The organism is Bacteroides sp. 14(A) (assembly GCF_000526555.1).
In the GTDB taxonomy this organism is placed as follows: Bacteria; Bacteroidota; Bacteroidia; order Bacteroidales; family Bacteroidaceae; genus Bacteroides; species Bacteroides cellulosilyticus.
Genome location: NZ_JAGH01000002.1, coordinates 1,147,886 through 1,172,892, shown reverse-complemented (window position 1 = coordinate 1,172,892; position 25,007 = coordinate 1,147,886). Strand labels below are relative to the sequence as shown.

General features: G+C 44.1%; 17 protein-coding genes. 8 read left to right on the top strand and 9 right to left on the bottom strand.

The window, feature by feature from the left end; translation table 11 throughout:
• Nucleotide 1: 1 nt before the first annotated feature.
• The 6 genes from K429_RS0111870 to K429_RS0111845 all read right to left on the bottom strand — a co-directional run bounded on the left by K429_RS0111870 (nt 2) and on the right by K429_RS0111845 (nt 10,200).
• Entirely contained in the window at nt 2-3,181 is a 3,180-nt protein-coding gene (locus K429_RS0111870) for a TonB-dependent receptor (RefSeq protein WP_044096631.1), read from the bottom strand.
• Nucleotides 3,182-3,419: 238 nt separating this feature from the next.
• Nucleotides 3,420-4,604, bottom strand: coding sequence for a glycoside hydrolase family 172 protein (locus tag K429_RS0111865; RefSeq protein ID WP_022210476.1), 1,185 nt, complete (start codon nt 4,602-4,604; stop codon nt 3,420-3,422).
• A 28-nt stretch (nt 4,605-4,632) separates the two neighbouring features.
• Nucleotides 4,633-6,066 (bottom strand): L-fucose:H+ symporter permease, encoded by a 1,434-nt coding sequence (gene fucP, locus K429_RS0111860; protein WP_022210477.1) that lies wholly within the window; start codon nt 6,064-6,066, stop codon nt 4,633-4,635.
• Between the two features lie 30 nt (nt 6,067-6,096).
• On the bottom strand, nt 6,097-7,320 hold the full coding sequence (locus K429_RS0111855; protein ID WP_022210478.1) for a DUF6786 family protein: 1,224 nt from the start codon (nt 7,318-7,320) through the stop codon (nt 6,097-6,099).
• Nucleotides 7,321-7,334: 14 nt separating this feature from the next.
• Nucleotides 7,335-9,122, bottom strand: a complete 1,788-nt coding sequence (locus K429_RS0111850; protein WP_022210479.1) for an L-fucose isomerase — start codon at nt 9,120-9,122, stop codon at nt 7,335-7,337.
• Nucleotides 9,123-9,195: 73 nt separating this feature from the next.
• Nucleotides 9,196-10,200 (bottom strand): LacI family DNA-binding transcriptional regulator, encoded by a 1,005-nt coding sequence (locus K429_RS0111845; protein ID WP_022210480.1) that lies wholly within the window; start codon nt 10,198-10,200, stop codon nt 9,196-9,198.
• Nucleotides 10,201-10,505: 305 nt separating this feature from the next.
• Between K429_RS0111845 and K429_RS0111840 the strand changes: the two genes are divergently transcribed.
• Nucleotides 10,506-12,668 carry an SUMF1/EgtB/PvdO family nonheme iron enzyme gene (locus K429_RS0111840; RefSeq protein WP_026367060.1) on the top strand — a complete coding sequence of 721 codons (2,163 nt, stop codon included), beginning with the start codon at nt 10,506-10,508 and terminating at the stop codon, nt 12,666-12,668.
• A gap of 88 nt (nt 12,669-12,756) precedes the next feature.
• Here K429_RS0111840 and K429_RS0111835 read toward each other — a convergent pair whose 3' ends face one another.
• The gene (locus tag K429_RS0111835) at nt 12,757-13,113 is read right to left on the bottom strand and encodes a hypothetical protein (RefSeq protein WP_022210482.1); all 357 of its coding nucleotides are present in this window, start codon (nt 13,111-13,113) and stop codon (nt 12,757-12,759) included.
• Between the two features lie 243 nt (nt 13,114-13,356).
• On the opposite strand from K429_RS0111835, the gene K429_RS0111830 reads away from it, so the two are divergent.
• Both K429_RS0111830 and K429_RS0111825 read left to right on the top strand, forming a co-directional pair.
• A complete protein-coding gene (locus tag K429_RS0111830; protein ID WP_007219199.1) occupies nt 13,357-14,145 on the top strand; it encodes a LiaF domain-containing protein in 789 nt (262 codons plus the stop codon).
• A 4-nt stretch (nt 14,146-14,149) separates the two neighbouring features.
• A complete protein-coding gene (locus K429_RS0111825; protein WP_007219198.1) occupies nt 14,150-14,956 on the top strand; it encodes a LytTR family DNA-binding domain-containing protein in 807 nt (268 codons plus the stop codon).
• Between the two features lie 102 nt (nt 14,957-15,058).
• Here the strand turns inward: K429_RS0111825 and K429_RS0111820 are convergent, their stop codons facing one another.
• Together K429_RS0111820 and K429_RS0111815 are read right to left on the bottom strand one after the other, a co-directional pair.
• Entirely contained in the window at nt 15,059-16,717 is a 1,659-nt protein-coding gene (locus K429_RS0111820) for a flotillin family protein (protein ID WP_007219197.1), read from the bottom strand.
• A 25-nt stretch (nt 16,718-16,742) separates the two neighbouring features.
• Complete coding sequence (locus K429_RS0111815) at nt 16,743-17,240, bottom strand: hypothetical protein (protein ID WP_007219196.1); 498 nt, start codon at nt 17,238-17,240, stop codon at nt 16,743-16,745.
• A 159-nt stretch (nt 17,241-17,399) separates the two neighbouring features.
• On the opposite strand from K429_RS0111815, the gene K429_RS0111810 reads away from it, so the two are divergent.
• The 5 genes from K429_RS0111810 to K429_RS0111785 all read left to right on the top strand — a co-directional run bounded on the left by K429_RS0111810 (nt 17,400) and on the right by K429_RS0111785 (nt 24,778).
• Entirely contained in the window at nt 17,400-17,837 is a 438-nt protein-coding gene (locus K429_RS0111810; RefSeq protein WP_225979469.1) for a hypothetical protein, read from the top strand.
• A gap of 101 nt (nt 17,838-17,938) precedes the next feature.
• Nucleotides 17,939-18,376, top strand: coding sequence for a hypothetical protein (locus tag K429_RS0111805; RefSeq protein WP_007211656.1), 438 nt, complete (start codon nt 17,939-17,941; stop codon nt 18,374-18,376).
• 8 nt (nt 18,377-18,384) lie between these two features.
• Entirely contained in the window at nt 18,385-19,599 is a 1,215-nt protein-coding gene (locus tag K429_RS0111800; protein WP_026367059.1) for a sodium ion-translocating decarboxylase subunit beta, read from the top strand.
• Between the two features lie 319 nt (nt 19,600-19,918).
• The gene (gene bglX / locus K429_RS0111790) at nt 19,919-22,171 is read left to right on the top strand and encodes a beta-glucosidase BglX (protein ID WP_044096801.1); all 2,253 of its coding nucleotides are present in this window, start codon (nt 19,919-19,921) and stop codon (nt 22,169-22,171) included.
• Between the two features lie 9 nt (nt 22,172-22,180).
• Nucleotides 22,181-24,778, top strand: coding sequence for a glycoside hydrolase family 2 protein (locus K429_RS0111785; protein ID WP_026367057.1), 2,598 nt, complete (start codon nt 22,181-22,183; stop codon nt 24,776-24,778).
• Nucleotides 24,779-25,007: the final 229 nt, after the last annotated feature.

Here is a 25,007-nt window from a genome sequence, read left to right as displayed (position 1 = left end):
TTTAGAAGTTAACTTTCAAGCCTAAATTAACAACACGCATCAGCGGGTATCTAAATCCAGAACCACCACCTGTATTTTCAGGGTCGTTGGCATCAAACGGAGTAAAAGTCAGCAAATTGGTACCGTTTAGGTAGAAACGCATATTCGTGGTTTTCGGCAACCAAGACTTGTTTCTCAGCGTATAGCCAATCTCCAAGTTCTTCAGACGGATATAACGGGCATCCTGATACCAAAGGTCGGAGTTAGCACGGTTCTGCTTCTCATTGGTAAAGGTAAGACGTGGCAGATGTCCACTGGGGTTATCCTCTGACCAAGAGTTATCATACACCCACTGCATCAAAGCGGAACGATGAGATTCACCGAAGGGATTACGGTAAGGACCTTGTAGGATACGGTTCACCTGGCCAGCTCCCGTCCACAACATAGTAAAGTCGAAATTCTTATAACGGAAATCGAAGTTCAAAGAGAATACATATTTTGGGTTATCCGTAATTTCAGAGTAAATCTGGTCGTACTCTTCCAAAATCAAACCGTCACCGTCCAAGTCAACATAAACAGCATCACCGTTCTTCAAATCAGGAACCAGCTGCTGAGGAATATCCGTTCCATAAGCGTTGCGGTAAGCCTCTTCAGTTACACCTTCCTCGTAAAGGCCGAAGAAAACATATCCACGACGGGCACCAATGGCATGACCGGTTGAATAGGTCCAGTCCGGAGAAACCACTCGGTCTTCGGTCAAACCTAATTTACGACCCATATAACTATCGGCTTTCACCAACTTGTCTTTACGCTTCAACTCAGAATATTCAAGAACCTTATTCTTGGCATAAGATACTGAGGGAGAGATAGTGAAAGAAAAGTCCTCGCCAATTTTGTCGGAGTAAGACAAAGTCACCTCATAACCGTGGTTTTTTACGCGACCATAGTTGATGTAAGAAGGACGGACAGCTGTAGGTGACTGAATCATATTCACGTTAGAAATCAGGATGTCCTTACGGTTCTCCTTAAACAGGTCAACATTCAAGCCGATTTTGTCTTTACAGAACTTCGCATCGAAACCTATGTTATACTTTACTGCGGTTTCCCAAGTTACATCAGGTGAAGAAGAAGACATCTCACGTGCCACGTTCAAAAAAGTATTGTTCGTGGTACCGAAGTTATAACCTTGGTAATCTTGCATGCTGGAGAAATATCCGTTCCAAATGCCCCATGCAGAAGGCAGGTAAAGGAAACGACGGCCTTGGCAGTTGTCGTTACCTACGGTACCGACAGATGCACGTATCTTCAAGTAAGAGATCACTGACTTGATGGGTTCCCAAAATTTCTCTTCAGAAATGCCCCAACCAACAGATACAGAGGGGAAGAAGCCGAAACGCTTGCCTTCGGCAAAGTTCTCAGAACCGTTATAACCCATGTTAGCATCGATCATATAGCGGTGCTTATAGTCGTAAGTGGCACGTGCAACCAAACCTACATAACCGTAGGGGATAGAAGTATAAGAACCGGGGTAGTAGGTCTTAGACTGGTTGTACAGCAACAAAGCGCCTACGTTATGGTAGCCAAACGTGCGGTTGTAGTTGAAGCTTGCCTCAGCATACCAGTCACGGTTAGACCATGCAGACTCACTATAACCCGGATTCCAGTAGTCACCGGAACGTTGATAAACGACTTCGCCATTCTCTGTGAGATAAGGACGGAAAGAAGCAGGCTTACCACATGTACGGTTCTTTGTTTGCCCATAAGAAGAGTTGTAAGAAGCCTTTACACGGAAATCCAATCCCTTGGTCAGGAAATCCATGTTCAATTTGTAGATGATATCGGCATTCAACACGTTAGTAGAGGAAAAAGTATAACCCTGACCATAGAACGTGTCCAAACCGTCAATACCACTCACGATATTTTCAAGACCCGTCGGGTCGATAAGATCTCTATTAGCGAGTACCCATCTGCCATCTACAATACCGGCACCGGAGAAAGGTTGCGCATCCATCAAATAGACAAAGATACGTTCCTCCGAACTGCTAAGACTGTGCTTGTTCTCAACACGACCACCAAGGTTGATGGAGAGTTCGTGATATTTACCTAAAGAAAGGTCCAAGTTAGCACGGTAGTTGTAACGTTTGTATGAGAAGTTGGTGTTAGGATCCTTGTCGAAAGTACGGAACAAACCATCTTGGTCGAGGAAACCAGCTGACACGAAATAGCGTGCCACCTGGTTACCACCCGATACGGATATGTTGTGCTGGCTCTGCAAAGCACGGTCTTTCATCACATAGTCTATCCAATCGATGTCCGGATAGAGAAGCGGATTATCGTGATTCTTAAAGTGATCGATAATAGCAGGCTGGAAAGCCGGTTGATTACCGTCCGAAATACGGGCGTTGTTATAAGCGGTAGCATAGGTATAGGAGTTCGCCATATCAATAAAGTTGGTCACACTCTGTACACCCCATGAGGTAGATGCGGATACTTTAGTTCTACCGACTTCACCACGCTTGGTGGTTACCAAAATAACACCGTTAGCACCACGCACACCATACACAGCGGTAGCGGATGCATCCTTCAACACGGTGATGTCGGCAACCTCATTCGGGTCAATCTGCGTGAACGAACGTTCTACACCGTCCACCAAAATCAAAGGCGATGAACCATTGAATGAAGATTGACCTCGAATCAAAATCACAGGATCATCAGCACCGGGAAGACCTGAATACTGTACCGTAGAAAGCCCCGGCAACTTACCGGAAATGGCGTTACCCAAAGATGCTGACGGTGACTTCAGCAATGCTTCGTTATTAATACTTGACATAGAACCTGTAACCGAGACTTTCTTCTGTTGTCCGTAAGCTACGACAACGACTTCGTCCAGATTTTGAGCCTCTGGCTCCATCTCTATGTTCAGTTTTTTAGCTCCGTTTATGGAGATTTCTTGACTTTTATATCCGATATAAGAAATCGACAAAACACTATTCTTCGGAACAGAAAGCGAGAAATTACCGTTTACATCGGTAACTACTCCGGTTGATGTTCCTTTAACCAATACTGATACACCTATCATTGTTTCTCCTGTTTCATCGGTAATGATACCATGTACATTAATGTTCTGTGCGGAAACCGCTTGGATTATCAAGCCTAAGAAAAGAATGATAAGCCACTTTTGTAGCATATTCCTGTTTTTCATCAGCGTTAAGATTAAATGTAACTACTCAGATATCCACGATACCTTAATTCATTGATTATCAATATAATTTATTAAAGATTCTAATAAATTGAGTCTAATAAGACTCAAAACGAAGCATATTACTAATTATACCACATTAAATGATAGCAAGTCTGTATAACTGAGTAGTTACGATTAAATATTATAACATTAAATTTAGATAAAAAATATAGTTTTCATAATACTCGTTTAATTCACTTTACTTTCTTTCATTACCCCACAATTTAGAGCCATTGCCGAAGTTCTTTCTCCACTCATGTCTCCAACGATGCATATCTTGGTCACGGATGAATGGTTTCGGTGCTCTGTCGGCCTTAGTCGGAGCGGCAGGTAACTCATGAGCCTCGGACTGATACCAGTAAGCGACACTGCTGAGATCTAGAGTCAAGTTGTTATTATGTCCATGCTCGATAGAACCTTTGAGAGAGGTGTTGAAGTAGATGGGGTCGGCAATAAAAAAACGGTAAGCGTGCGTTCTTCCTAACCAACCGTTGTCACGGTTCACACGGGCATAGCCGTAGTAAGGATGCGTAAAGATGCTTGCCGGACACCAAGAAGTGTTAAAGAAGTCTTCCGTTCCCGTACCTCTCAAGGCTTTCTTCGGTTCACCATCGATGATAATTAGGTCATCGCCTTCGCCATACCACATAGGCGACGGACAGTGGATATAGTAGTTGATACCTACAAAGTGTCCTTTACCTTTAATATCAGCAAACAGATAGTTGTTGGCACCATCTACATTGCAACCCGGAGTGCCAACCAACCCCCACTCGGTTTCGCCTTCGGGGAGAGCGTCGGTTGTCTCGTGGTTGAACCAAGCGTGAAAACGTCCTGAATTGGCAGGTAACTTATCCATCTCGGTGTAGTCCACATAGTAGTAGAGGTGAGTCAAGGGCTCATCACTCTGGTTCTCAATCTCCAGACGTGCGCCCTTCTCGAAAGGCATCTGGAAATAGCAGGCAAGCCCCGTACCATCTCTTGGACCAACTGCCAATGGCAGAGAGATGAACTCATATTTCTCGTCCCAACCGTTTCCGAAGAAGGCAGCGATAGGAGCTTCTACAGAGGGATACTTGTTTCCATCCCAATAAATACGGAATATAAGATCGTTTCTCATGATGCTTGTCGGAGCGATGGTAAACCAAATGTGGTTGATGACACCTGTTCCGGGAATTTCCACGCTCCATTTTTCTCCCGGCTTAAACTGCCCTACGCAGTCACCGTTATTACCGGTTTTATCGGCACTGCTTATCCGACGGCTACGTAATCCGTCTTTGACTGTGGTCAGACTTCCTAATTCTCCTCTATCAATCTGAGCCGAACCATCAATAGTCAGAGCGGACAAGCTTATTAAAGTTGTTAAGAATAAAAATACTTTTTTCATGATATTTTGTTTTTAAATTATAAGTTTTCTACATACAATCCCCACTTTCCTGTTTTCTAGCAATGAAGAAACCATAATAGGCAATCACTGCAAAAGCGATGGCCGGTACAACATATGCAGCCATAATACTACCCGTCTGGTCGGAAACAATACCCTGGATTTGAGTCAGAACAGCAGCACCGGCAATAGCCATTACCATGAATGAACCACCGATTTTAGTGTCATTACCCAAACCTGTAAGACCGAATCCGTAAATGGTCGGGAACATCAATGACATACAGCCGGAAATACCCATCAGGCAATAAACTCCGAAACTTCCCTTACCGAACATGGCGCCCAAACAGCACATTACAGCAAGAAGGGCAAGACCTATCAAAAGTTTATAGGCTTTCACATACTTCATCATTGCAGTACATACAAATCTCATGATCACAAAAAGAATGAGTGACATGATATAGTAAGTGGCCGCAGCCTGTTCCGCCGTACGCGGCAGTAAGTCATCCAATCCGAGCCATTCGCATCCGTTATAGAATGCGGCGGCCACCGGTTCCACACCGCGCAATGCGTTGACAACGGCCTCCGCAGAGGCTGAGTCACCTAAAGAAGCCAATACACCATCAAAATTAAGTTGTTGCATAGCATAACGGATGACGAAAGACCATACGGCTATCTGTGCACCAATATTGAAGAACTGTGCAACCACCCCCCATACATAATTCCTGTTCTTTATCAGGCGACGGAGAGTAGCAGTAAATTCCACCTTTTCCCCTTTCTCACTGAGGTTCGGCATCTTGGTAAACCGGATAGCAAGCAGAAGCACCAACATCACCAGACCAAGTACCACATAAGCCGTAGTGACAGCACTCAGCTCCTGTCCCTGGATGGCAGCTAACTCCTCAGCCGGAAGTTGAGCACGCTCTGTCGCCGTCATTCCATTCAATTGTGAGAGGATGAAAATCTGACTGATTACTACTCCCGTAATTGCCCCGAACGGATTGAAAGCCTGCGACAGATTCAGACGGCGTGTTGCAGTACTTTCAGGACCGATTGCCAATACATAGGAATTGGTAGATGTCTCCAGGATTGAAAGCCCGGCAAAGAGAACAAAGATTGCAAGCAGATACATAAAGAAGCTGAAATCAACATTCACTCCCGAACTGAGCATGGCAGGATAGAACAGCAAGGCCCCAAAAGCATACAGCCCAAGTCCCAGCATTACACCTGATTTATAAGTATACTTCTTGATGAACAAGGCACCGGGAACAGCACAGCATCCATATCCTAACAGATAGCACACCACTTGTATCCAGGCCGTCTTCGAATCACTCATACTCATGATGCGCTTGAAAGCCGCAAGCATGGTATCCGTAAGATTGTTCGGCACAGCCCAGGCAAAAAAAAGTGTGGTGAGCAGGATGAACGAGAAGAGGATCCCTTTCGGTATTATCTTATTCGATTCCATACGAATTCTCCTATTTTTTATATAATTACCCTATTGAAACTTTGTCTTGATTACATTCAAATCCGCTCCGAACAATTTTTGCACGATGGGAGCCAGTTGCTCATCCTTCCCCTGTATATGGATTACTTTCTGTGTATGGACCAACGATGCGCCGGGAGCCAATTCTGCGCCGGGTGAGGAAGTCTCGATTTCATAGAAAGGCCCCATGATAGAGCCGTCTTCTACCGGACCGTCATTATAAGAATTGATTACATCACCAGCAAACGGATCTTCCTGAGGCCCCCATTGACCGTTTACATAAATTGAAGGGGTTTCGGGAAGACTGCACCACAATATGGTGAGCACGCCCTTCGATGAATCATAGCTTCCGCATAAATCCGTTGCGCGTGAAGCCGGCAATCCCAGTTTGGAGCGATAGAGCCCGTCAATCTTGAAATAGATGATGCCGTTTTCCTTTATCAGCCTATCTGCAGGAATCTTGCCAAAATATTCGTCATTTACGATAACCCCTTCAGCATTCTCCTTATAAGGAATGAATACAGTAGTGGTCGGCGTAGGATTAAAACAACCGAGCATCCATACAGATACCAGTCCGCCTTCTTTTGTCCACGCATTGTCCCCCGTATTGGTAATCTTATTCTCGCTCTTGTAAGCCACCATCTTCATGTCGTCTGCAAGTTCGATGTCAAAGTCCGCAGCCACTTCACCGGCATCCATCAACGATACAGTACGGTCAATATTCATATCAAAAGCAGTACCGGAAGCATTTGTCAAACGAGTATCTTTCACAAAACGGATGCTGCTGTTGTCTTGTGACTTAATGTCAAAAGCTTCAGTATCAAGTACCGGAGGAACTATCCAATTATCATAAACCTGCTCTTGTCCTTCCTTGAAATAGAGCGAGAACGGCCCACCTTCGGGACCAAGCCAAAAACGTTCTTCACCTCCTACCGGATTAAACTGAGAACTAACTTTGCCTTCATTTATGAAACGATAATTAATCCAGCCGTAGCTATCACCTTCATCGCCAGAAGCAGAAGTAGTCATTACACGGCCTTGCCATGCAGGAATAACCATCACTTTAGAATTTCCATCAGCAGATACTAATTCAGTATATTCAACGCCATGGTCCTTTAAGAACTGGGCATCATAAGCATAACTTCCCATCTTGATTTCTTTTTGTCCGCCGCACGATACAAGTATTGTAGTTGCACCTACCAGCAGAGTGTTTTTCAGTTTGGTTGATTTCAACATAACGCTTGTTTCTTTTATTTATAGAGAGGTCCATAATTCTTGCAAGCTCTATAATCACTGCCTTCCATATCTTCACCAAAAGCAGTCCATGCGCTGGGACGGAAAATATCTTCCTCAGAGACATTGTGCATGCATACTGGGATACGAAGCATGGAAGCCAAAGTTATCAAGTCAGCACCGATATGACCATAACTGATAGCACCATGATTAGCCCCCCAGTTATTCATAACAGTATATACATCACGGAAATATCCCTTACCTGTCAGGCGCGGAGCGAAGAAAGTAGAAGGCCACGTACGGTCAGTACGTTCATTGATAGCCTTGAAAACATCCTTATCCAAGTTTACTGTCCAGCCTTCGGCAATCTGCAATACTGGACCTTGACCTTTTACAAGATTCAAACGACACATTGTTACTGGCATCTCACCACGAGTCAAGAACTGAGAAGAATAACCACCACCACGCATATATTCGCGACTGGCCGGATACCATTTAGTTACTGAAAGACAAGCTTCCACTTCTTCTTCCGTAATTTCCCAGAAAGGCTTCATTACCGGTTTATTGTCACGTGTCTGACAACCTGTTCCATCAAGCGTACAAGAACCGGAGTTGATGAGGTGAATGAAACCGTTTGCCGCCTTACCTTCCAATTTCTTACCCGTTACCCGTTCTATAGCATTCGGACTCCAATAAGTACGCACATCTGCAAATATCTGTGCAGTATTAGTCAATAGATGATTGAAGAGCATTGAAGTACAATTCAGCGTATCATTTTCCGTAGCAAAAGTAAATGCTTCACGGATACCGTTCCAATCAAAAGAAGTGTTCAGAATAGCTTCTGAAAAATCACCGTCAGGCTTATAATCCGTCCACTGGCGCTGTCCTTGGAAACCTGCAGCAATCGCATTATGCCCCATTGACTCTTCCTTGAACCCCATTTCAGCTAATTTGGGATTACCAATCATCATATCACGGAAAATAAGGGTCATTTTTACCACGTATTCCCAACGGGCATCTTTCTCTTCACGGGAATATACCAGATGTTCCGGATTAAAATCTGTCCCTTCATTACTCTTGCAATACCTTTCTGTCCATGCCATGGCACGTTCAAACTCTTCATGGTCATAAATGCTCAACTGAACACGACGTTCTATTTCACTGGCATCTACATACTCATTACGCATGCCCAAATACTCCTGGAAGAAATCAGGATTAGGAATAGAGCCTGCAATACCCATAGATACACTACCGATTGAAAGATAGGATTTCCCCTTCATTGTAGCCACAGCTATACCTGCACGGGCAAAGCGCAACAGTTTTTCCTTTACGTCTCCCGGTATCTCCATATTGGTTACTTCCTGTACATCACGTCCATAAATGCCAAAAGTAGGTAATCCTTTCTGTGTATGACCAGCCAATGCAGAAGCCAAATAAACTGCCCCCGGACGCTCTGTACCATTAAATCCCCAAATAGCTTTTGGCATTTCTCCATCCATATCAATAGTCTCAAATCCATAACACCAGCAAGGTGTTACAGAGAGCACTACACCTACTCCATTATTACGGAACTTCTCAGCTGCCATAGCAGCTTCTGCAACTCCGCCAATAGTAGTATCAGCAATGATACACTCCACAGGAGTACCATCACTATGATACAACTCCGAAGAATAAAGTTCTGCTACTTTGCGAGCCATAGTCATAGTCATATCTTCCAATGACTCACGAATACCTCCACGACGACCATCAATTATAGGTCGTATACCAATTTTCGGTTTTCCACCAATTAATCTTGAATTTTTCATGGTTCAACTAATTTAGTTCAATATACATAAATGGTTAAATCGTTTAAGCAACCATATAAAAAAAAAGACTCTCCTAAGGAGCCATTTCTATAAACTCTCCCTCTGCAAGAACAGACTGTACTGTATTACCATTAGAGATATTATCCACTAATATACCAAGTGCCTTTTGCACCAAAACATCTATTGGTTGCCGAATGTAAGATATAGGTGAATAAAAAAAGTCAAATACAGGATTGCCATCAAATCCCACTAAACCGATTTTACTAATAACCTCTTGTCCCATATCCTTAATCGTATATAAACAAGCCAACGAAATCATATTAGTTCCAAAAAGGAATGCATCCGCTCCAGACTCAACCATCTTAGGGAGCAAACGGTCTGCAGATTTTTTAGGAGAGTCCTGCTTCAGAAAGACTACATTTATCATTTTTTTCTTACCTGCATCACTCATAGCCTTCTTATACCCACGTACGCGTTCCTTCATATGAATAAGATTAACATCATAAGCTACCATACATGGAGCATTATATCCAGAATCCAACAGATATTTTGTTGAGACATAAGCAGCATTAAAATTATTCAAAGCTACATAACTAACATTTATTTCAGGGAAATACCTATCAAATAAGACCACAGGTATATTGTCATTAACAAGTGAAGCTATAAATTTCTCTGAGTTTTCACAGGGAACGATCATCAGTCCATCAACACCTTTATTAAGAAGACTACCTACGATATGATTCATTTTACTCGCATCTTCATCGGAACTGCCAAAAAGTACAGTATACCCTTGTTTGGTGGCTTCATCTTCCAACACACGCGTTAATTGAGAAAAGAAAGGATTCGAAATATCAGAGACTACTAACCCAATTGTCTTGGTTTTACCACTACGAAGGCTTTTGGCCGCAAGATTGGGCTGATAATTCATTTCATTCGCAATTTTCAATATGCGCTGAGCAGTCTCTTCACCTACACGATACTCTTTTTTCTTCCCATTCAACACAAATGAAACCAATGCCGTTGAAACTCCTGCAGCTTCAGCAATATCTTTTAGCGATATTTTTTTTAATGATGACATATATTTATATATAACGTTTTTGCAAATAACGATATGATAATTTGAGATTATTATCTTGTAATCATACTATTTACCATATTAGTACGATGCAAATATAGACATTATATTTAAATTAGCAAACTATTTTTGCTAATTCGTTATAATATATTATATTTGCATTATGATTTCACAGTAAAAGCGCCATTATCACATTATAGCTTGAGATCAACCATAATAAATCATAGTATATAAAAGGCGTTATTCGGCCAATTAATCCAAGTAATTATTGAAATTTTAAATAAATGTTTCACTTAAACTAATAAAAGATGGATATACATAAAAAACATGTCATTATTTCCTGCACATTATTATTCTTAGGGATTATCTTTCCGTTTACAATATCAGCACAGAAATCTTTTAAGAACTCCTTTCAAGATTTAGATCCTATTCAAGCTCCTCTTATACCAGCACCATCAGATACCACTCAATGGAAGCATTTTAAAAAGTCTCTTCTAAAATGGAGAGAACAAATTCATGAGAAAGTCAACTATAATGCATCTCTTTATGACAGAGAAGACTTCCAATGGATAAGATCATCATTCAACTGCTGTTTTTTAATGATGTACGATCAAAGATTCTATGACCGGAACAATAATTGTTATACAATAGACAAGATACTGGTTGAAGGGCAAAAAAGATTTGGAGGGTATGATATTGTTGTATTGTGGCATGCCTACCCTCGTATTGGTCTTGACCCAAGAAATCAATTTGATTTCTATCGAGATATGCCGGGTGGATTGAATGCTTTAAAGGAAGTAGCAAATAAACTACATGAAAAAGGAGTAAAAGTATATATCAATTATAACCCATGGGATACAGGGACACGCAGAGAAAGCATAGGAGATATTGATGCATTGGCAATGATCATTAAGGCTATAGGGGCCGATGGCATCTTCTTAGATACCATGGACCGTGGTTCAGAGGAATTCCGCCAAAAGCTGGATATGTCTCGAAAAGGGGTGGTTCTTGAAAGTGAATTAGCCCTTCCTGTCGAAGATATATCAAGGCATCACATGTCTTGGGCACAATGGTTTTATGATTCTCCCGTGCCTGGAATATTACGTAACAAATGGATTGAGCCTCGCCATATGCAACATGGCATTAGTCGTTGGACAGAAGATAAATCAAAAGAGCTACAGACAGCATGGATGAATGGCAGTGGCATAATGATCTGGGAAAATGTTTTTGGCCAATGGGTTGGCTGGTCTCCCCGTGATTCTTATATACTTAAAACAATGTATGGAATCCAGCACTACTTCTCAGAAATGTTCACATCGGATCAGTGGGAACCTTTAGTTAATAATACATTAGCAACAGATGTCTACGCCAGTCTTTGGTATGATGACAATTGCCAGTTATGGACATTAGTAAATCGATCATATATACAAAAAGACGGTCCTCTATTACAAATAACACTAAATAAGGACTGGGCTTATTATGATTTAGTAAAAGGAGAAGAGGTGTTTCCTGACAAATCAGGTGTGATTGAAGGACAAATTATACCACGTGGTATTGGTTGTATAGTTGCATTCCCCAAAGACAAAACACCTAAAGATTTTGACAAACTCCTCTCATCTCAATCTCTTATAGCACAAGAGAAAACATATAATACTAAGTCTGTCCAGATTAAAGCCTCCTTAAAGCCTGTTTCTCCAACCAAACTATATAAGAGCATACCTCAGGATATGGTTGAAATAGACAATTATGAAGGAGAAATTCCTGTTGTTTTTAACTGTAGAGAAATTGGCTATTACCAGTCTTTAGAACATGATTTTATAAATAGAGGTCCCGCTGTCCCCCATCAGAAAATAACTTTTTCGCGCCACATTAAAGTGAATCATGTTGCAATAGATGCAACGCCTGTCACTAACGCCCAGTACAAAGAATTCCTTGAGGCCACAGGTTACAAGCCTCGTTTTCCCGAGAATTTCTTAAAACATTGGAAGAATGGAGAAATACCAGTAGGTTCAGAGCAACACCCTGTTGTATATGTTGATCTGGATGACGCAAGAGCCTATGCTAAATGGGCCGGCAAGCGCCTACCTCGCGAAGAGGAGTGGCAATTAGCCGCTGCTGGAAAAGAGATGTATAAGTATCCTTGGGGAAATAATATACAAGCCGGACACTGCAACGAACATACAAATGGTATAACCACTCCTGTAAAAGCGTATCCTTTGGGCAGAGCTACATGTGGAGCATGGGACATGTGTTCCAATACATGGGAAATGACTGAAAGTGAATATAATGATGGACGTAATCGTTTTTGTATTCTTAAAGGTGGCAGCAGTTATAAAGCAGAAGGATCTGATTGGTATTTTGACGGAGGTATTCAAACAACAGATTTCGCCGCAAAGCAATTATTACTATATCCTGGCATTGATCGTTGTAGCACAGTAGGCTTTCGCTGCGTTATAGACCTTAAAAAATAAAAAACACAAAGTGCATCGTAAAAGTTCTTATTCAACTTTCGTGATGCACTTTATACTCCCAAAAACAGTTTCTACCTTTAATAGAGAGCTACTCCAGATAAAGCGGCTCCACCTCCGTCACATTATCATGGAACCACTCGTCGAGCTTTGCCTCTACCTTATCCTTTATCTGCGGTGTGATATATTTCTTCACTTTTTTATAAGCATAAACAGCAGCAAATCCTTTACCTACCATAAAAATCTGTCCCAGAACATCCTCTATACTGGTAGGAAACACAATGGCCACCAAAGCAAGCATTATATTGGTCCGCTCATTATCGGGAGTCGTATCGGCAGTCATTACATAATAAGCCGTAAGTACGGGGCGACCGGTAGCACGACCTGCCTTTTTAATATACTCTTCTACTTTCGTACGGATATCATCCATGGATAAATTTACTTTCATAGTTCTTATTATTATTTATTCATTTACTTATTAGACGCAAGAAGATAAAGTTTGGTTGCAGAATATTGCTGTTTTTTTATCAAATAGTTCTATTTCATCATCCGAATTCACCGATTCATACCCGGAACTCATCGGCTTTTCTACCGGAAATCAGCCGGAAAGGCTATATGGAGAGGAATAATTCGCTTACCTTTGAGCCATCAACCCATGACAATGGAATATGAATCAATAACAATAGAAACAATGGAAAAGAAACAAAACTTCCCGTCTCATGCAGGCTTATCAGGTAAGGCACTGATAGCTTCGCTCTTCATCATCTCCGGAATATTACTATTTGCCCGTAACGTAGGGTGGATTACGTATGACCTATTCAATGTAGTGGTATCCTGGCATAGTCTTCTTATTATATTAGGTATTTATACGATGACACGCCGCCATTATCTGAGCGGAGCCACCCTAACCTTAATAGGTGTTTATTTCCTGATCGGAGGATTATCATGGCTACCGGAAAATTCACAGACCATCGTCTGGCCTGTTGCACTGATTGTAGCGGGTATCCTATTTTTTGTAAAGGCTCGTCGCAGAGAACGCTGGATGAAAAGCCACATGAACGGCCATTACCGGGATTGGGCCAAAAGAGGAGGCGGACACATGCACATGAATATGGAAAACAATGAGCAACAATGCGAATCGGAAAACGGGTATCTGCGCTCCGACAATGCTTTTGGCTCTGTACGCCATGTCGTTCTGGACGAATTATTTAAAGGCGCCAGCATCCGGGCTTCATTCGGAGGAACTGTCATTGACCTGCGCCACACGCATCTTGCACCGGGAGAAACCTACATCGATATCGACTGCACCTGTAGTGGAATAGAACTGTACATTCCTTCAGACTGGAACGTTCTACCCCAATGCAATGCTTTTGCCGGCGGATGCGAGGATAAGCGTTGGCAGGGAGCGAATATTAATAAAGAAAGTACATTAATAATCCGTGGAAACATTTCCTTCGGCGGATTAGAAATAAAAGACTAATCCTATGAGAGCACATCCAATCATAGATTACCCTTACCGTTGGTTTCCGATGCTTGTGCTGGCATTGGTTCTGGCAATCATCCAGGCGACTTTGTCGTGGGGATATGCCGGAGTTGACTGGTTGCCGGCCATCATAGACGGAATCACGACCATCGGATGGTTTGCAGCACTAGCATACCTGGCCTGGTTTGTGGTGGGCTACGTATCCATACTCCAGACAAAGGTCATCACGGTCGCAGCAGGAATATTACTCTGGATTGCGGGCAGCTTCATGATTTGTGACATTATGGTAAGAATAGCGGGAATACCTTATATATCTTTTGCTTCTACCATACCTTTCCGCTTGTTGTTTGGCGTACCAACCTGGATCGCTATCATTTTGTGGTATCAACTGATAGTAGTGAAAGATCCCGTACAGGAAGAAGAATTCATAGCACCGCAAGCAGCAGCAGAAGAAGAAAAGCCGGAAGCACAAGAGGAAATCATCGACCGTATTACAGTAAAGGACGGTTCACGTATACACATAATCAAAGTGGACGAACTACTCTACATCCAGGCATGCGGAGATTACGCAACCCTGGTTACCCCAACAGGCGAATACATCAAGGAACAAACCATGAAGTATTTCGAAGGGCATCTGCCGACAAACAATTTTGTACGTATCCACCGTTCCACTATTGTAAACGTGACACAAATATCCCGGGTTGAATTATTCGGGAAAGAGACTTATCAAGTATTATTAAAGAACGGGACCAAGCTGCGAGTCAGTCTGACGGGCTACCGTTTATTGAAAGAACGACTAGGAATATAAAAACCTGAACTATTTTATAAGCAAAAGCGAAGAATTCCTCCCCTGTTTCAAGGGGAAATGAATTCTTCGCTTCTTTTTTAAATGACAGAGAAAGTTATCTGATTATTTCTTCTTTTCGTCTTTCTTCGGTTCTTCATTCTTGGTTTCCTGCTTGTCTTCCTTTCCTTCCGGATGGAGGATTCCCTTCACAGTCTCACCAATAGGCAACTTATCCAATACACCCAAACTTGGAGCAACCGTCTTCACCAATGAACTCAAAAAGTTACTCGTCCCTCCGTTTCCACCATCGAATACAGTGATGTTTCCTAAGTTCATGTGTTCGAATGCCTTCACCTGTTCTCCGGCAATTTCCTTCCACTGATCTACCATCTTGTACTGGATGGCGATAGCCGGATTGGATTCCGCTGCACGTACCATGGCCTCAAAACCTTCAGCCTCGGCAAGCAATGACTTCTTCTTACCTTCAGCTTCGGCCTCCAGTTTCATCTGAATAGCTCTTGCTTCAGCTTCAGCCTGCGCCAGAGTAGCCTTTGCACGAGCTTCCGCCTCACGGGTAATCTTTTCGGCAACAGCATCAGCCTGAAGAATGGCCTCCTGTTTTGCAATCTCAGCAGGCACAATCTTTTCTGCCTTCAAAGAAGACTCCACCTTGCGTGCTTTAGCTTCTTCCACTTCCTTCTGTGCTATTTCACGGGCAGTCTGCACGGCAGCTTCCGAACGTGCTTCAGCTTCACCGGCCTGCTTGTCAGCATTGGCGCGAGTCACAGCCAGTTCAGCGTCAGACTGTGCCACAGCTTTCTGAGCTTCATTTCGTCCGATAGCAGCTTTCTTTCCGGCTTCTGCCTGTTTGATTTCCATGTCGGAGTTCAATTCGGCAATGCGGCTTTCCTTCTCGGTGTTGGCCTGTTCAATTTTGATATTCTTTTCGGCTTCCGCCTTTGCCACCTGTGATTCTTTTTCAGCATTGGCAATGGCTACCTGTGAGATTCTATCCTTATCCGCATTAGCCACAGAGATTTCCTGCAACTTCTTCGTTTCAGCAATAGCGATATCCTGGTCTTTACGTGTTTCGGCAACTTTCGTTTCACGCTCCTTTATCTGGTTGGCAATCTTGATGGCACCCAGTTTCTCCTGTTCTTCTATATTTGCCTGAGCCTCATTCAACGCCTTACTTTCAGCTTCCTTACCCAAGTTGACAATATAATTGGCAGCATCACGAATATCACTGATATTGATGTTCATCAGATACAAACCGAATTTACGGAGTTCCGTATCGATGTTGTCCTTTACTTTGGAAAGGAATTTGTCACGGTCAGAGTTCAACTCTTCAATCGTCATATCGGCAATAACCAGACGCATCTGGCCGTATACAACATCCGTAATCAGATTCTGCTTATCATCTATTGATAGCCCCAACATACGTTCGGCGGCATTCTGCATGACGTCGTGATCGGTACTGATAGCTACAGTAATAGTAGTCGGCACATCCACACGGATATTTTGAGCAGACAAAGCTCCGGTTAGTTTACAGTCTATCTGCATCGGCTTCATGGACAGGAATTCGTAACCCTGAATAATCGGCCATACAAACGCGGCACCACCATGATACAACTTGGCAGACTTCTTATCACCGCCCGTTTTACCATATACTACCAGTACTTCGTCACTTTTACATTTCCGGTAACGGGAAAGGATACCAATGAAGGTAAGCAAAATAACCGCCACGAGTATGGCGGCCATAATCATCATTTCTTGTGTCATAAATCTATGTTTTTGAGTTTCGTTTTTATTGAATATACAGTGTTCCTTCCTTGTAAGTCATGATAATGGTTTTGTCGCCCGTCTGATAAGACTTACTTGCTTCTGATATTACATCTATCTCTCGCATGGCTCCATCGCGGCTCACCTGTACAGTATATCTGCCATCCCCCTGTTTAAAGTAGATGGTACATTCTCGCCCTACAAGCTGTTCCGTCTTTTCCGTCTTATTCACCTGCTGCAACTGATAGGCTTTCTTATAGAGAAACCACACGGCAAATACGAAAAACAGACCAATCAGAATGGCAATGACATAACTCTGAATGTCAGTATTTCCAATCAGATACATGTACCAGCCGAAACCGATACCGAAATGTGTCAGTCCCTTAAAAGACACCATGCTGCTGATGTCGGCATCCACGTCTACATCCGCATCAATGTCTCCGAAGAAGATGGAAAGGATAAACTGTATCACAAAAATACCTGTTGTGACTACAGCGATAATCAGAAATATGTTACTGCTCATAGGAATTTGAGTTATTGTGGTTTACGATATATTTAGATATATTATTCCAAATATACACATTTGCAGAACATGTGCAAAGAAACCGTTCTCTATTTAACAAAATTTTCTTGAAGGGGAACACAACATTACACAAAGATATTTGTTATGTTTGCGGACGCTATGATGAAACATCTACACTATATATTCTTGTTTATGTGCCTCGCATTAGGAATGTCCGCCATTCTGCAAGAGGAACAGCCGGCACTTCGGATGCTTACCGAAGCCTCGGCAGATGCTTCTGTCACTCCTGCCCCAACGGGATGTTTCATTTCAATGTCAACCGATTACTTCTCGACCATTGCCCACCGCCCCTTCTTCAACGATGAAAATAATGAGCGTAAAATCAATGGTGTCCTTTTCCAGGAGAATTTCTACAATCAGGCCAGTGCTCCCTCAAAGCTGCTGAAACTAAAGATCCATCCATCTGTAGAACAGATGCAACGTATATTTTCCACCCATTTACCGGTGGAACAGAATGCCAGTCTTTCTTTCACTCCCAGCGCTATCCGTTATTCTTACGGGTATTACGTCTACGAGCTGAAACATATTCTGATTTAAACCGCCACCTTACTTATTACCAATCATCTTTCCGGAGGCATGCCATTGGCGTGTCTTTGGTCAGTCTATTGTTTATTCACTTCTAAATTAATGCAATAACTATGCTCGATTTATTAATAGCCACCCTCGAAATGATGGGGCTTACATTCGTAATCGGCTTCTTCGTGGCCTTCATCATCAAAATGATTGCCTTTGCCGCCGACTCATTCGACTTCTACAGCTCACACCAGAAAGAGCTGCTTCGCCTGCGACGTCTGCGCAAACTGCGCCAGAAGGTAGAACTCATGATACGGGACATCCCCATGGAAGATAACGGACTTCTCGATGACAAACGCGAAGAGTTCAGCCGGGGAGTAAACCGGGAACTCACCGACTATCACGGATATTACCACGGAGTAAGCACCGGAGTTTCCAAGACCAACCTGGTAGATTACTACTACCCCGAAGATACACACATGATGTACCTGAATCAACAAGAAGAGATGCTATATCAAAAAAACAAGAAACACTCCGGCAAATCAGCCGATAAAACCAAATAAGAAACAATATGGAAAATATAGATTTCGCAACCCTGTTCCAAGGTTTTGGAACGATGATGGAAAGTGGCTACCTGCTCGCGTCAGCCCGTGTATTTTTAATCCTTTTAGGTTTGCTACTTATATATCTGGGCTGGAAGGGAGTGCTCGAACCTATGGTAATGATTCCGATGGGACTGGGTATGGTCGCCATCAATTGTGGAACACTTTTTATGCCGGACGGCACATTGGGCAACCTCTTTCTCGACCCGATGCTTTCGGACACGGACGACCTGATGAATACGATGCAGATAGACTTTCTGCAACCTGTCTATACGCTCACCTTCAGCAACGGATTGATAGCCTGCTTTGTGTTTATGGGTATAGGCACATTGCTGGATGTAGGCTTTCTGTTACAGAAACCTTTCGTCAGTCTTTTCCTGGCTTTATGCGCCGAACTGGGTACTTTCCTGACTATCCCCGTAGCTTCGGCTCTGGGACTGACCTTGCAGGAAAGTGCTTCCGTAGCCATGGTAGGCGGTGCAGACGGCCCTATGGTTCTGTTCACGTCACTGGCTCTTGCCAAACATTTGTTTGTACCTATCACCGTAGTGGCTTACCTGTATCTCGGACTGACTTATGGCGGTTACCCATATCTGGTGAAACTCCTGGTTCCGAAACGCCTGCGTGCCATCAAGATGACTTCAAAGAAAGCTCCCAAGAATTATGATGCCAAAGTGAAACTGGCATTTTCGGCTGTACTGTGTGCGGTGCTGTGTTTCCTGTTCCCGGTAGCTTCACCGCTGTTCTTCTCCCTCTTCCTGGGAGTGGCTGTACGTGAATCGGGTATGAAGCATATCTATGATTTCGTCAGTGGTCCGCTGCTTTATGGTTCTACATTTATGCTGGGCGTATTGCTGGGTGTGCTTTGTGACGCGCACTTGTTACTTGATCCGAAGATTCTGAAACTGCTGGTATTGGGTATAGTGGCATTATTGCTTTCCGGTATCGGCGGCATCATGGGTGGATACATCATGTACTTTATCAAGAAGGGAAATTATAATCCGGTGATCGGAATTGCCGCCGTCAGTTGTGTACCCACTACGGCTAAAGTGGCTCAGAAGTTGGTGAGCAAAGATAATCCGGACTCGTTTATCCTGGGAGATGCCTTGGGAGCGAATATTTCCGGGGTTATCACTTCGGCCATTATTACGGGTATTTATATTACGATTATCCCACATCTTTAAATGAATTCATTCACCACAGAGTAACACAGAGTTTCACGGAGTTCTATTCTTTTGATTTCAAGTTGATTAAACTCCGTGAAACTCTGTGTTACTCTGTGGTGAAAACTCACTTCCATCCCAAAAGGAATTTATTCCACCAATAAGTTTATCAGCTTTTAACCTGTGCGAGTCTGTAGTGATTGGTAAATACCCGTATATCCCAGCAGAATCCTCCTCTTCAAAATAGTATCATTAAACAGCAAAATCTAATCATATCGGAAAAGGCATGTTCTGTACATTTGCACACAGAATAATAAAACCTTTAAACGTACATACCGATATGTTCAGACACATCCTTTATTATGTAACTTCAGTCTTCCTTTTACTTCATCCGTACGTCTGTTATTCCACTGATTACAAACCGGATAAGGAGACAGAAAAGCGTATCGAGGCACTCCTCGGAAAGATGACACTGGAAGAGAAGATAGGGCAAATGAACCAATTGCACTGTGAGAACTTCCCATACCTTAAAACTGAAACACGCAAGGGCAGAGTAGGCTCCGTGATGAGCATAACCGACCCAAACATCTTCAATGAAGTACAACGCATTGCCGTAGAAGACTCCCGCCTCGGTATTCCGCTTATCAACGCCAGAGACGTGATACACGGATTCAAAACCATCTTCCCTATACCTTTGGGGCAAGCCGCCAGTTTCAATCCGGAGATTGCGGAAACCGGTGCCCGGATTGCCGCGACCGAAGCTTCCGCTGCAGGAATAAGATGGACATTCGCCCCCATGATAGATATCACTCATGATCCTCGCTGGGGACGTATAGCCGAAGGATTCGGAGAAGACCCGCTTCTCGTCTCTCAAATGGGCGTTGCAGCGATAAAAGGTTTTCAGGGGAGTAGCCTAAACCACCCGACCTCCATTGCTGCCTGCGCCAAACACTTTGCCGGATATGGTGCTTCGGAAGGAGGCAGAGATTACAACTCTACCTACATCACCGAACGCCAATTCCGCAACCTTTATCTCCGCCCTTTTGAAGCAGCCGTCAATGCCGGAGCAGCCACCCTGATGACGGCATTCAACGATAATGATGGTATCCCCTCTTCAGCCAATCCTTTCCTGTTGAAGGATGTGCTCCGCAATGAGTGGAATTACCGGGGCACGGTAGTATCGGACTGGGCATCCGTCTCCGAAATGATCCGCCACGGATTCTGCGAGGACGAGAAGGAAGCGGCACTGAAAGCTACAAATGCAGGGACCGATATAGAGATGGTGAGCGAAACCTATATCAAGTATCTCCCTCAATTGATAAAAGAGGGAAAAGTTTCCATGGAAACCATCGACAATGCGGTAAGAAACATTTTGCGATTGAAGTTCCGGTTGGGATTATTCGAACATCCATACATTGCCGACCAAAGAAAAGAGACATTCTATCGCCCCGATTTCCTGGAAGCGGCGCAGACAGCGGCCGAACAATCGGCTGTTTTATTAAAGAACGAAAGGGGAACTTTACCCATTCAGAGCAACATAAAGACAATTCTCGTTACCGGACCATTGGCGGACGCACCCCATGAGCAATTAGGTACCTGGGTGTTTGACGGTGATGCCTCATACTCGCAAACGCCTCTACAAGCATTGCGCCGGATAAGTGGCGACAGCATCAAAGTGCTATATGCCCCGGGATTGAACTATTCACGCGATACGGCCACCAGCCAATTCAATAAAGTAGTGGAATTAGCCCGGGAAGCGGATCTTATTCTTGCTTTCGTAGGCGAAGAAGCCATACTTTCCGGTGAGGCGCATTGCCTTGCCAACCTGAATTTGCAAGGGGCGCAATCCAGGTTACTGCACCGTTTGTCCGAAACGGGAAAACCGCTGGTTACAGTAGTCATGGCAGGGCGACCGCTTACCATCGGACGGGAAGTGAATATCTCGGATACACTGCTCTATGCTTTCCATCCCGGAACAATGGGCGGTCCCGCATTGGCAAACCTTCTTTTCGGCAAGGTTGTGCCTTCCGGCAAATTACCCGTAACCTTCCCAAAGGAAACCGGACAAATCCCCATTTACTACAACCACACCAGTACCGGACGCCCGGCAAGCGGAAGTGAAAAGAATATCTTCACCATCCCTGTGGGTGCCGAACAAACTTCTTTGGGGAACACCTCTTTCTACCTGGATGCAGGCAAAGATCCCCTATTCCCATTCGGATATGGCTTATCCTATACAACATTTGCATACAGTAATCTGCAATTATCCTCCACTCAATATACCCGGAATGAAGTAATTATCATTACCTTTGACCTAACTAATACCGGCAGAACGGACGGTACCGAAATAGCGCAACTCTATTTCCGCGACCTGGCAGCATCCGTGACCCGGCCGGTAAAGGAACTGGCTGCTTTTGAGCGTATTCATCTGAAAGCCGGAGAGACACGGCACATACGGATGGAGCTACCGGTAAAGCAGTTATCCTTCTGGAACTATGCGATGGACTATTGTGTAGAGCCCGGAAAGTTTGATTTGTGGATAGGAGGCAACAGCCGGGAAGGATTAAAAGCGACATTCAACATAACTCAATAACTAACAGTCATGAAAAAACCGAATTTGAACATGAAGCGAGCGTCACTACTGACCTCATCACTCTTGTGCAGCGCCCTGCTAATAGCCGTTCCTCTCCGGAAAGAGTTGAACGAAGGCTGGCAATTCAAACAAGCCCGGCTAAGCAACTGGTATCCCGCCACCGTTCCCGGAGTGGTGCACACCGACTTAATAAACAACAAGATCATCGAAGATCCCTTCTTCCGCCTCAACGAACGCGGTATGCAGTGGATAGATAAGGAAGACTGGATCTACCAGACCTCCTTCCAACTGACTCCCGAAATAATGGAGAGGCAGAATATAGACCTCGTATTCAAAGGACTCGACACTTATGCAGACGTATATCTGAACGAAAAGAAAATACTGGAGACCAACAACATGTTCCGTGAATGGAAAACAAACATAAAGGCGGAACTGAAACCCGGAGAAAATATCCTGAAAATCTATTTCCATTCTCCCATCAAGGTGGACATCCCCAAATGGGATGCACTGCCCTACCATTACGAAGCCAGTAACGACCAGTCCGAAAACGGTGGATTATTCGACAAGAAAGTCAGCGTATTTGCCCGCAAAGCCGGTTATCACTACGGCTGGGACTGGGGACCTCGCTTAGTGACCTCCGGCATTTGGCGTCCTGTATACATTGAAGCATGGGACGACGCCCGACTCAGCGATGTCTTCATCCGTCAACAGGAAGTCAGTAAAAGCCGTGCATCCATCGTGGGAGAAATAGAAGTTCAATCGGACAAGGAAATAGACGAAGCCACCCTTACGGTGACTGATGCCGCTTCCGGCAGAGTAATGGCAGGCAAAACCGTTTCCCTCCACAAAGGAAACAATAAGATTTCCCTTCCGTTTATCATCCGGAATCCCCGATTGTGGTGGAGTAACGGACTGGGTGAGCAGCATTTATATGACTTCCGTACTGCGCTTACCATCAATAACGAAACATCCGACATTCAGAGCACAAAAGTGGGTATCCGCTCGCTGAAGATCATCAACCGCCCGGACAAGGATGGAAAGACTTTCTATGTGGAACTGAACGGCGTCCCCGTCTTTGCCAAAGGTGCCAACTACATTCCGCAAGACAACTTCCTGCCACGCGTCACACCGGAACTGTACGAAAAGACAATCCTTGACGCCGCCAATGTCAACATGAACATGCTTCGCATCTGGGGCGGCGGCATTTATGAGAATGACCTGTTCTATGAACTCTGCGACCGCTACGGCATCCTTGTCTGGCAAGATTTCATGTTTGCATGCAGCCTCTACCCCGCTGAAGGGGAATTACTGGAGAATATCCGCCAGGAAGCCATCGACAATGTGAAACGTCTGCGAAACCATGCCTGTATCGCCCTCTGGTGCGGAAATAACGAATGTAATGACGCCTGGTTCAACTGGGGTTGGCAGAAACGATACAAGGCGCAGAATCCGGAATATGAAAAGAAGATCTGGAAACAGTTCACCGATCAGTATTACGTCACCCTTCCCGAAGTTGTGAAGGAATACGCACCCGAGAGCTTCTATTGGCCTTCTTCCCCTTTCGCCCGTGAAGACGGCGGCAGCGATGACCACAACGGCGACCGCCACTACTGGGATGTGTGGCATGGCAAAAAGCCCATCGAGACGTACAACAAAGAACGAAGCCGTTTTTTCAGCGAATATGGCTTCCAATCCTTCCCCGAATTTGAATCCGTGAAGCGCTACGCTCCCTGTGAAGAGGACTGGGATATCTATTCGGAAGTCATGATGTCCCATCAGCGCGGAGGCATGCACGCCAACCAACTGATTGAGACTTATCTGCTGAACGAATATCGCAAACCCAAAAACTTCGAAGCCTTCCTCTACATGAACCACGTGCTGCAAGGAGATGCCATCAAAACAGCCATCGAGGCACATCGCCGGGATATGCCCTACTGCATGGGAACGCTCTTCTGGCAACACAACGACTGCTGGCCCGTGGCTTCCTGGGCAAGCCGCGACTACTACGGTCGCTGGAAAGCGCAGCATTACTTTGCCCGCAAGGTTTACCGTGACATCCTCGTTTCTCCCATCACCGACGAAGGCGAAGTATTGAACATCCAGGTGGTTTCCGACCGCCTCAAATCCTGCAACGGCACGCTCCAGGTAGAAGTTATGAAACTGACAGGAGAGAAAGTGAACAGTTACAAACGAAATATAAAGATAGACGCCAACAGTAGCCAGACGGTATTCTCGGTTCCTTTGGGTGAAGCCTTAAAAAACACACCTAAAGAAGATGTATTCGTTCATGCCGTCCTGCTGACCGACAAAGGGAAAAACAGTTATGCCAATAACTACTTCCTCGTGAAACAGAAAGAAGTGAACTATCCCAAAGCTGCTATCACTTCGAGCATAGAGCCCATCGAAGGCGGTTTCGAACTGACCCTCAACAGCGACAACTTTGCCCGTGCCGTATTCATAACCATCGGCGATGTGGACAGTTCATTCAGCGACAATTACTTCGATATATTGCCCGGCGGTTCTGTGAAAGTGAATGTCTATACCGATTTACCGCAGCCTGCATTTAAAAAACAATTAAAAGTTATTTCCCTGAGCGACGAATACTAATCCATTCGTACTTTTCCATTCGCATATTCCGCATCGCTTAGTTCTCCCTGGCTTCCCAATCGCCATCACCCGTATTCAGGTGATGATGATTGGGAAGCTTTTTTATTGTAAGGAATTAAGAACGCGGTATTCGCTCATTGATACAAGCATTGAAAGAAGATCGATTGGCTACTTTATATTTTTTTCTACCTAATCTTACTTGTTATTATTGCCTAATAGAAATTCGGTT

Bases quoted from the DNA above. Each gene is read 5' to 3' on its own strand.
- K429_RS0111870 (WP_044096631.1), bottom strand. From the start codon at position 3,181: ATGAAAAACAGGAATATGCTACAAAAGTGGCTTATCATTCTTTTCTTA.
- K429_RS0111865 (WP_022210476.1), bottom strand. From the start codon at position 4,604: ATGAAAAAAGTATTTTTATTCTTAACAACTTTAATAAGCTTGTCCGCT.
- fucP (WP_022210477.1), bottom strand. From the start codon at position 6,066: ATGGAATCGAATAAGATAATACCGAAAGGGATCCTCTTCTCGTTCATC.
- K429_RS0111855 (WP_022210478.1), bottom strand. From the start codon at position 7,320: ATGTTGAAATCAACCAAACTGAAAAACACTCTGCTGGTAGGTGCAACT.
- K429_RS0111850 (WP_022210479.1), bottom strand. From the start codon at position 9,122: ATGAAAAATTCAAGATTAATTGGTGGAAAACCGAAAATTGGTATACGA.
- K429_RS0111845 (WP_022210480.1), bottom strand. From the start codon at position 10,200: ATGTCATCATTAAAAAAAATATCGCTAAAAGATATTGCTGAAGCTGCA.
- K429_RS0111840 (WP_026367060.1), top strand. From the start codon at position 10,506: ATGGATATACATAAAAAACATGTCATTATTTCCTGCACATTATTATTC.
- K429_RS0111835 (WP_022210482.1), bottom strand. From the start codon at position 13,113: ATGAAAGTAAATTTATCCATGGATGATATCCGTACGAAAGTAGAAGAG.
- K429_RS0111830 (WP_007219199.1), top strand. From the start codon at position 13,357: ATGGAAAAGAAACAAAACTTCCCGTCTCATGCAGGCTTATCAGGTAAG.
- K429_RS0111825 (WP_007219198.1), top strand. From the start codon at position 14,150: ATGAGAGCACATCCAATCATAGATTACCCTTACCGTTGGTTTCCGATG.
- K429_RS0111820 (WP_007219197.1), bottom strand. From the start codon at position 16,717: ATGACACAAGAAATGATGATTATGGCCGCCATACTCGTGGCGGTTATT.
- K429_RS0111815 (WP_007219196.1), bottom strand. From the start codon at position 17,240: ATGAGCAGTAACATATTTCTGATTATCGCTGTAGTCACAACAGGTATT.
- K429_RS0111810 (WP_225979469.1), top strand. From the start codon at position 17,400: ATGATGAAACATCTACACTATATATTCTTGTTTATGTGCCTCGCATTA.
- K429_RS0111805 (WP_007211656.1), top strand. From the start codon at position 17,939: ATGCTCGATTTATTAATAGCCACCCTCGAAATGATGGGGCTTACATTC.
- K429_RS0111800 (WP_026367059.1), top strand. From the start codon at position 18,385: ATGGAAAATATAGATTTCGCAACCCTGTTCCAAGGTTTTGGAACGATG.
- bglX (WP_044096801.1), top strand. From the start codon at position 19,919: ATGTTCAGACACATCCTTTATTATGTAACTTCAGTCTTCCTTTTACTT.
- K429_RS0111785 (WP_026367057.1), top strand. From the start codon at position 22,181: ATGAAAAAACCGAATTTGAACATGAAGCGAGCGTCACTACTGACCTCA.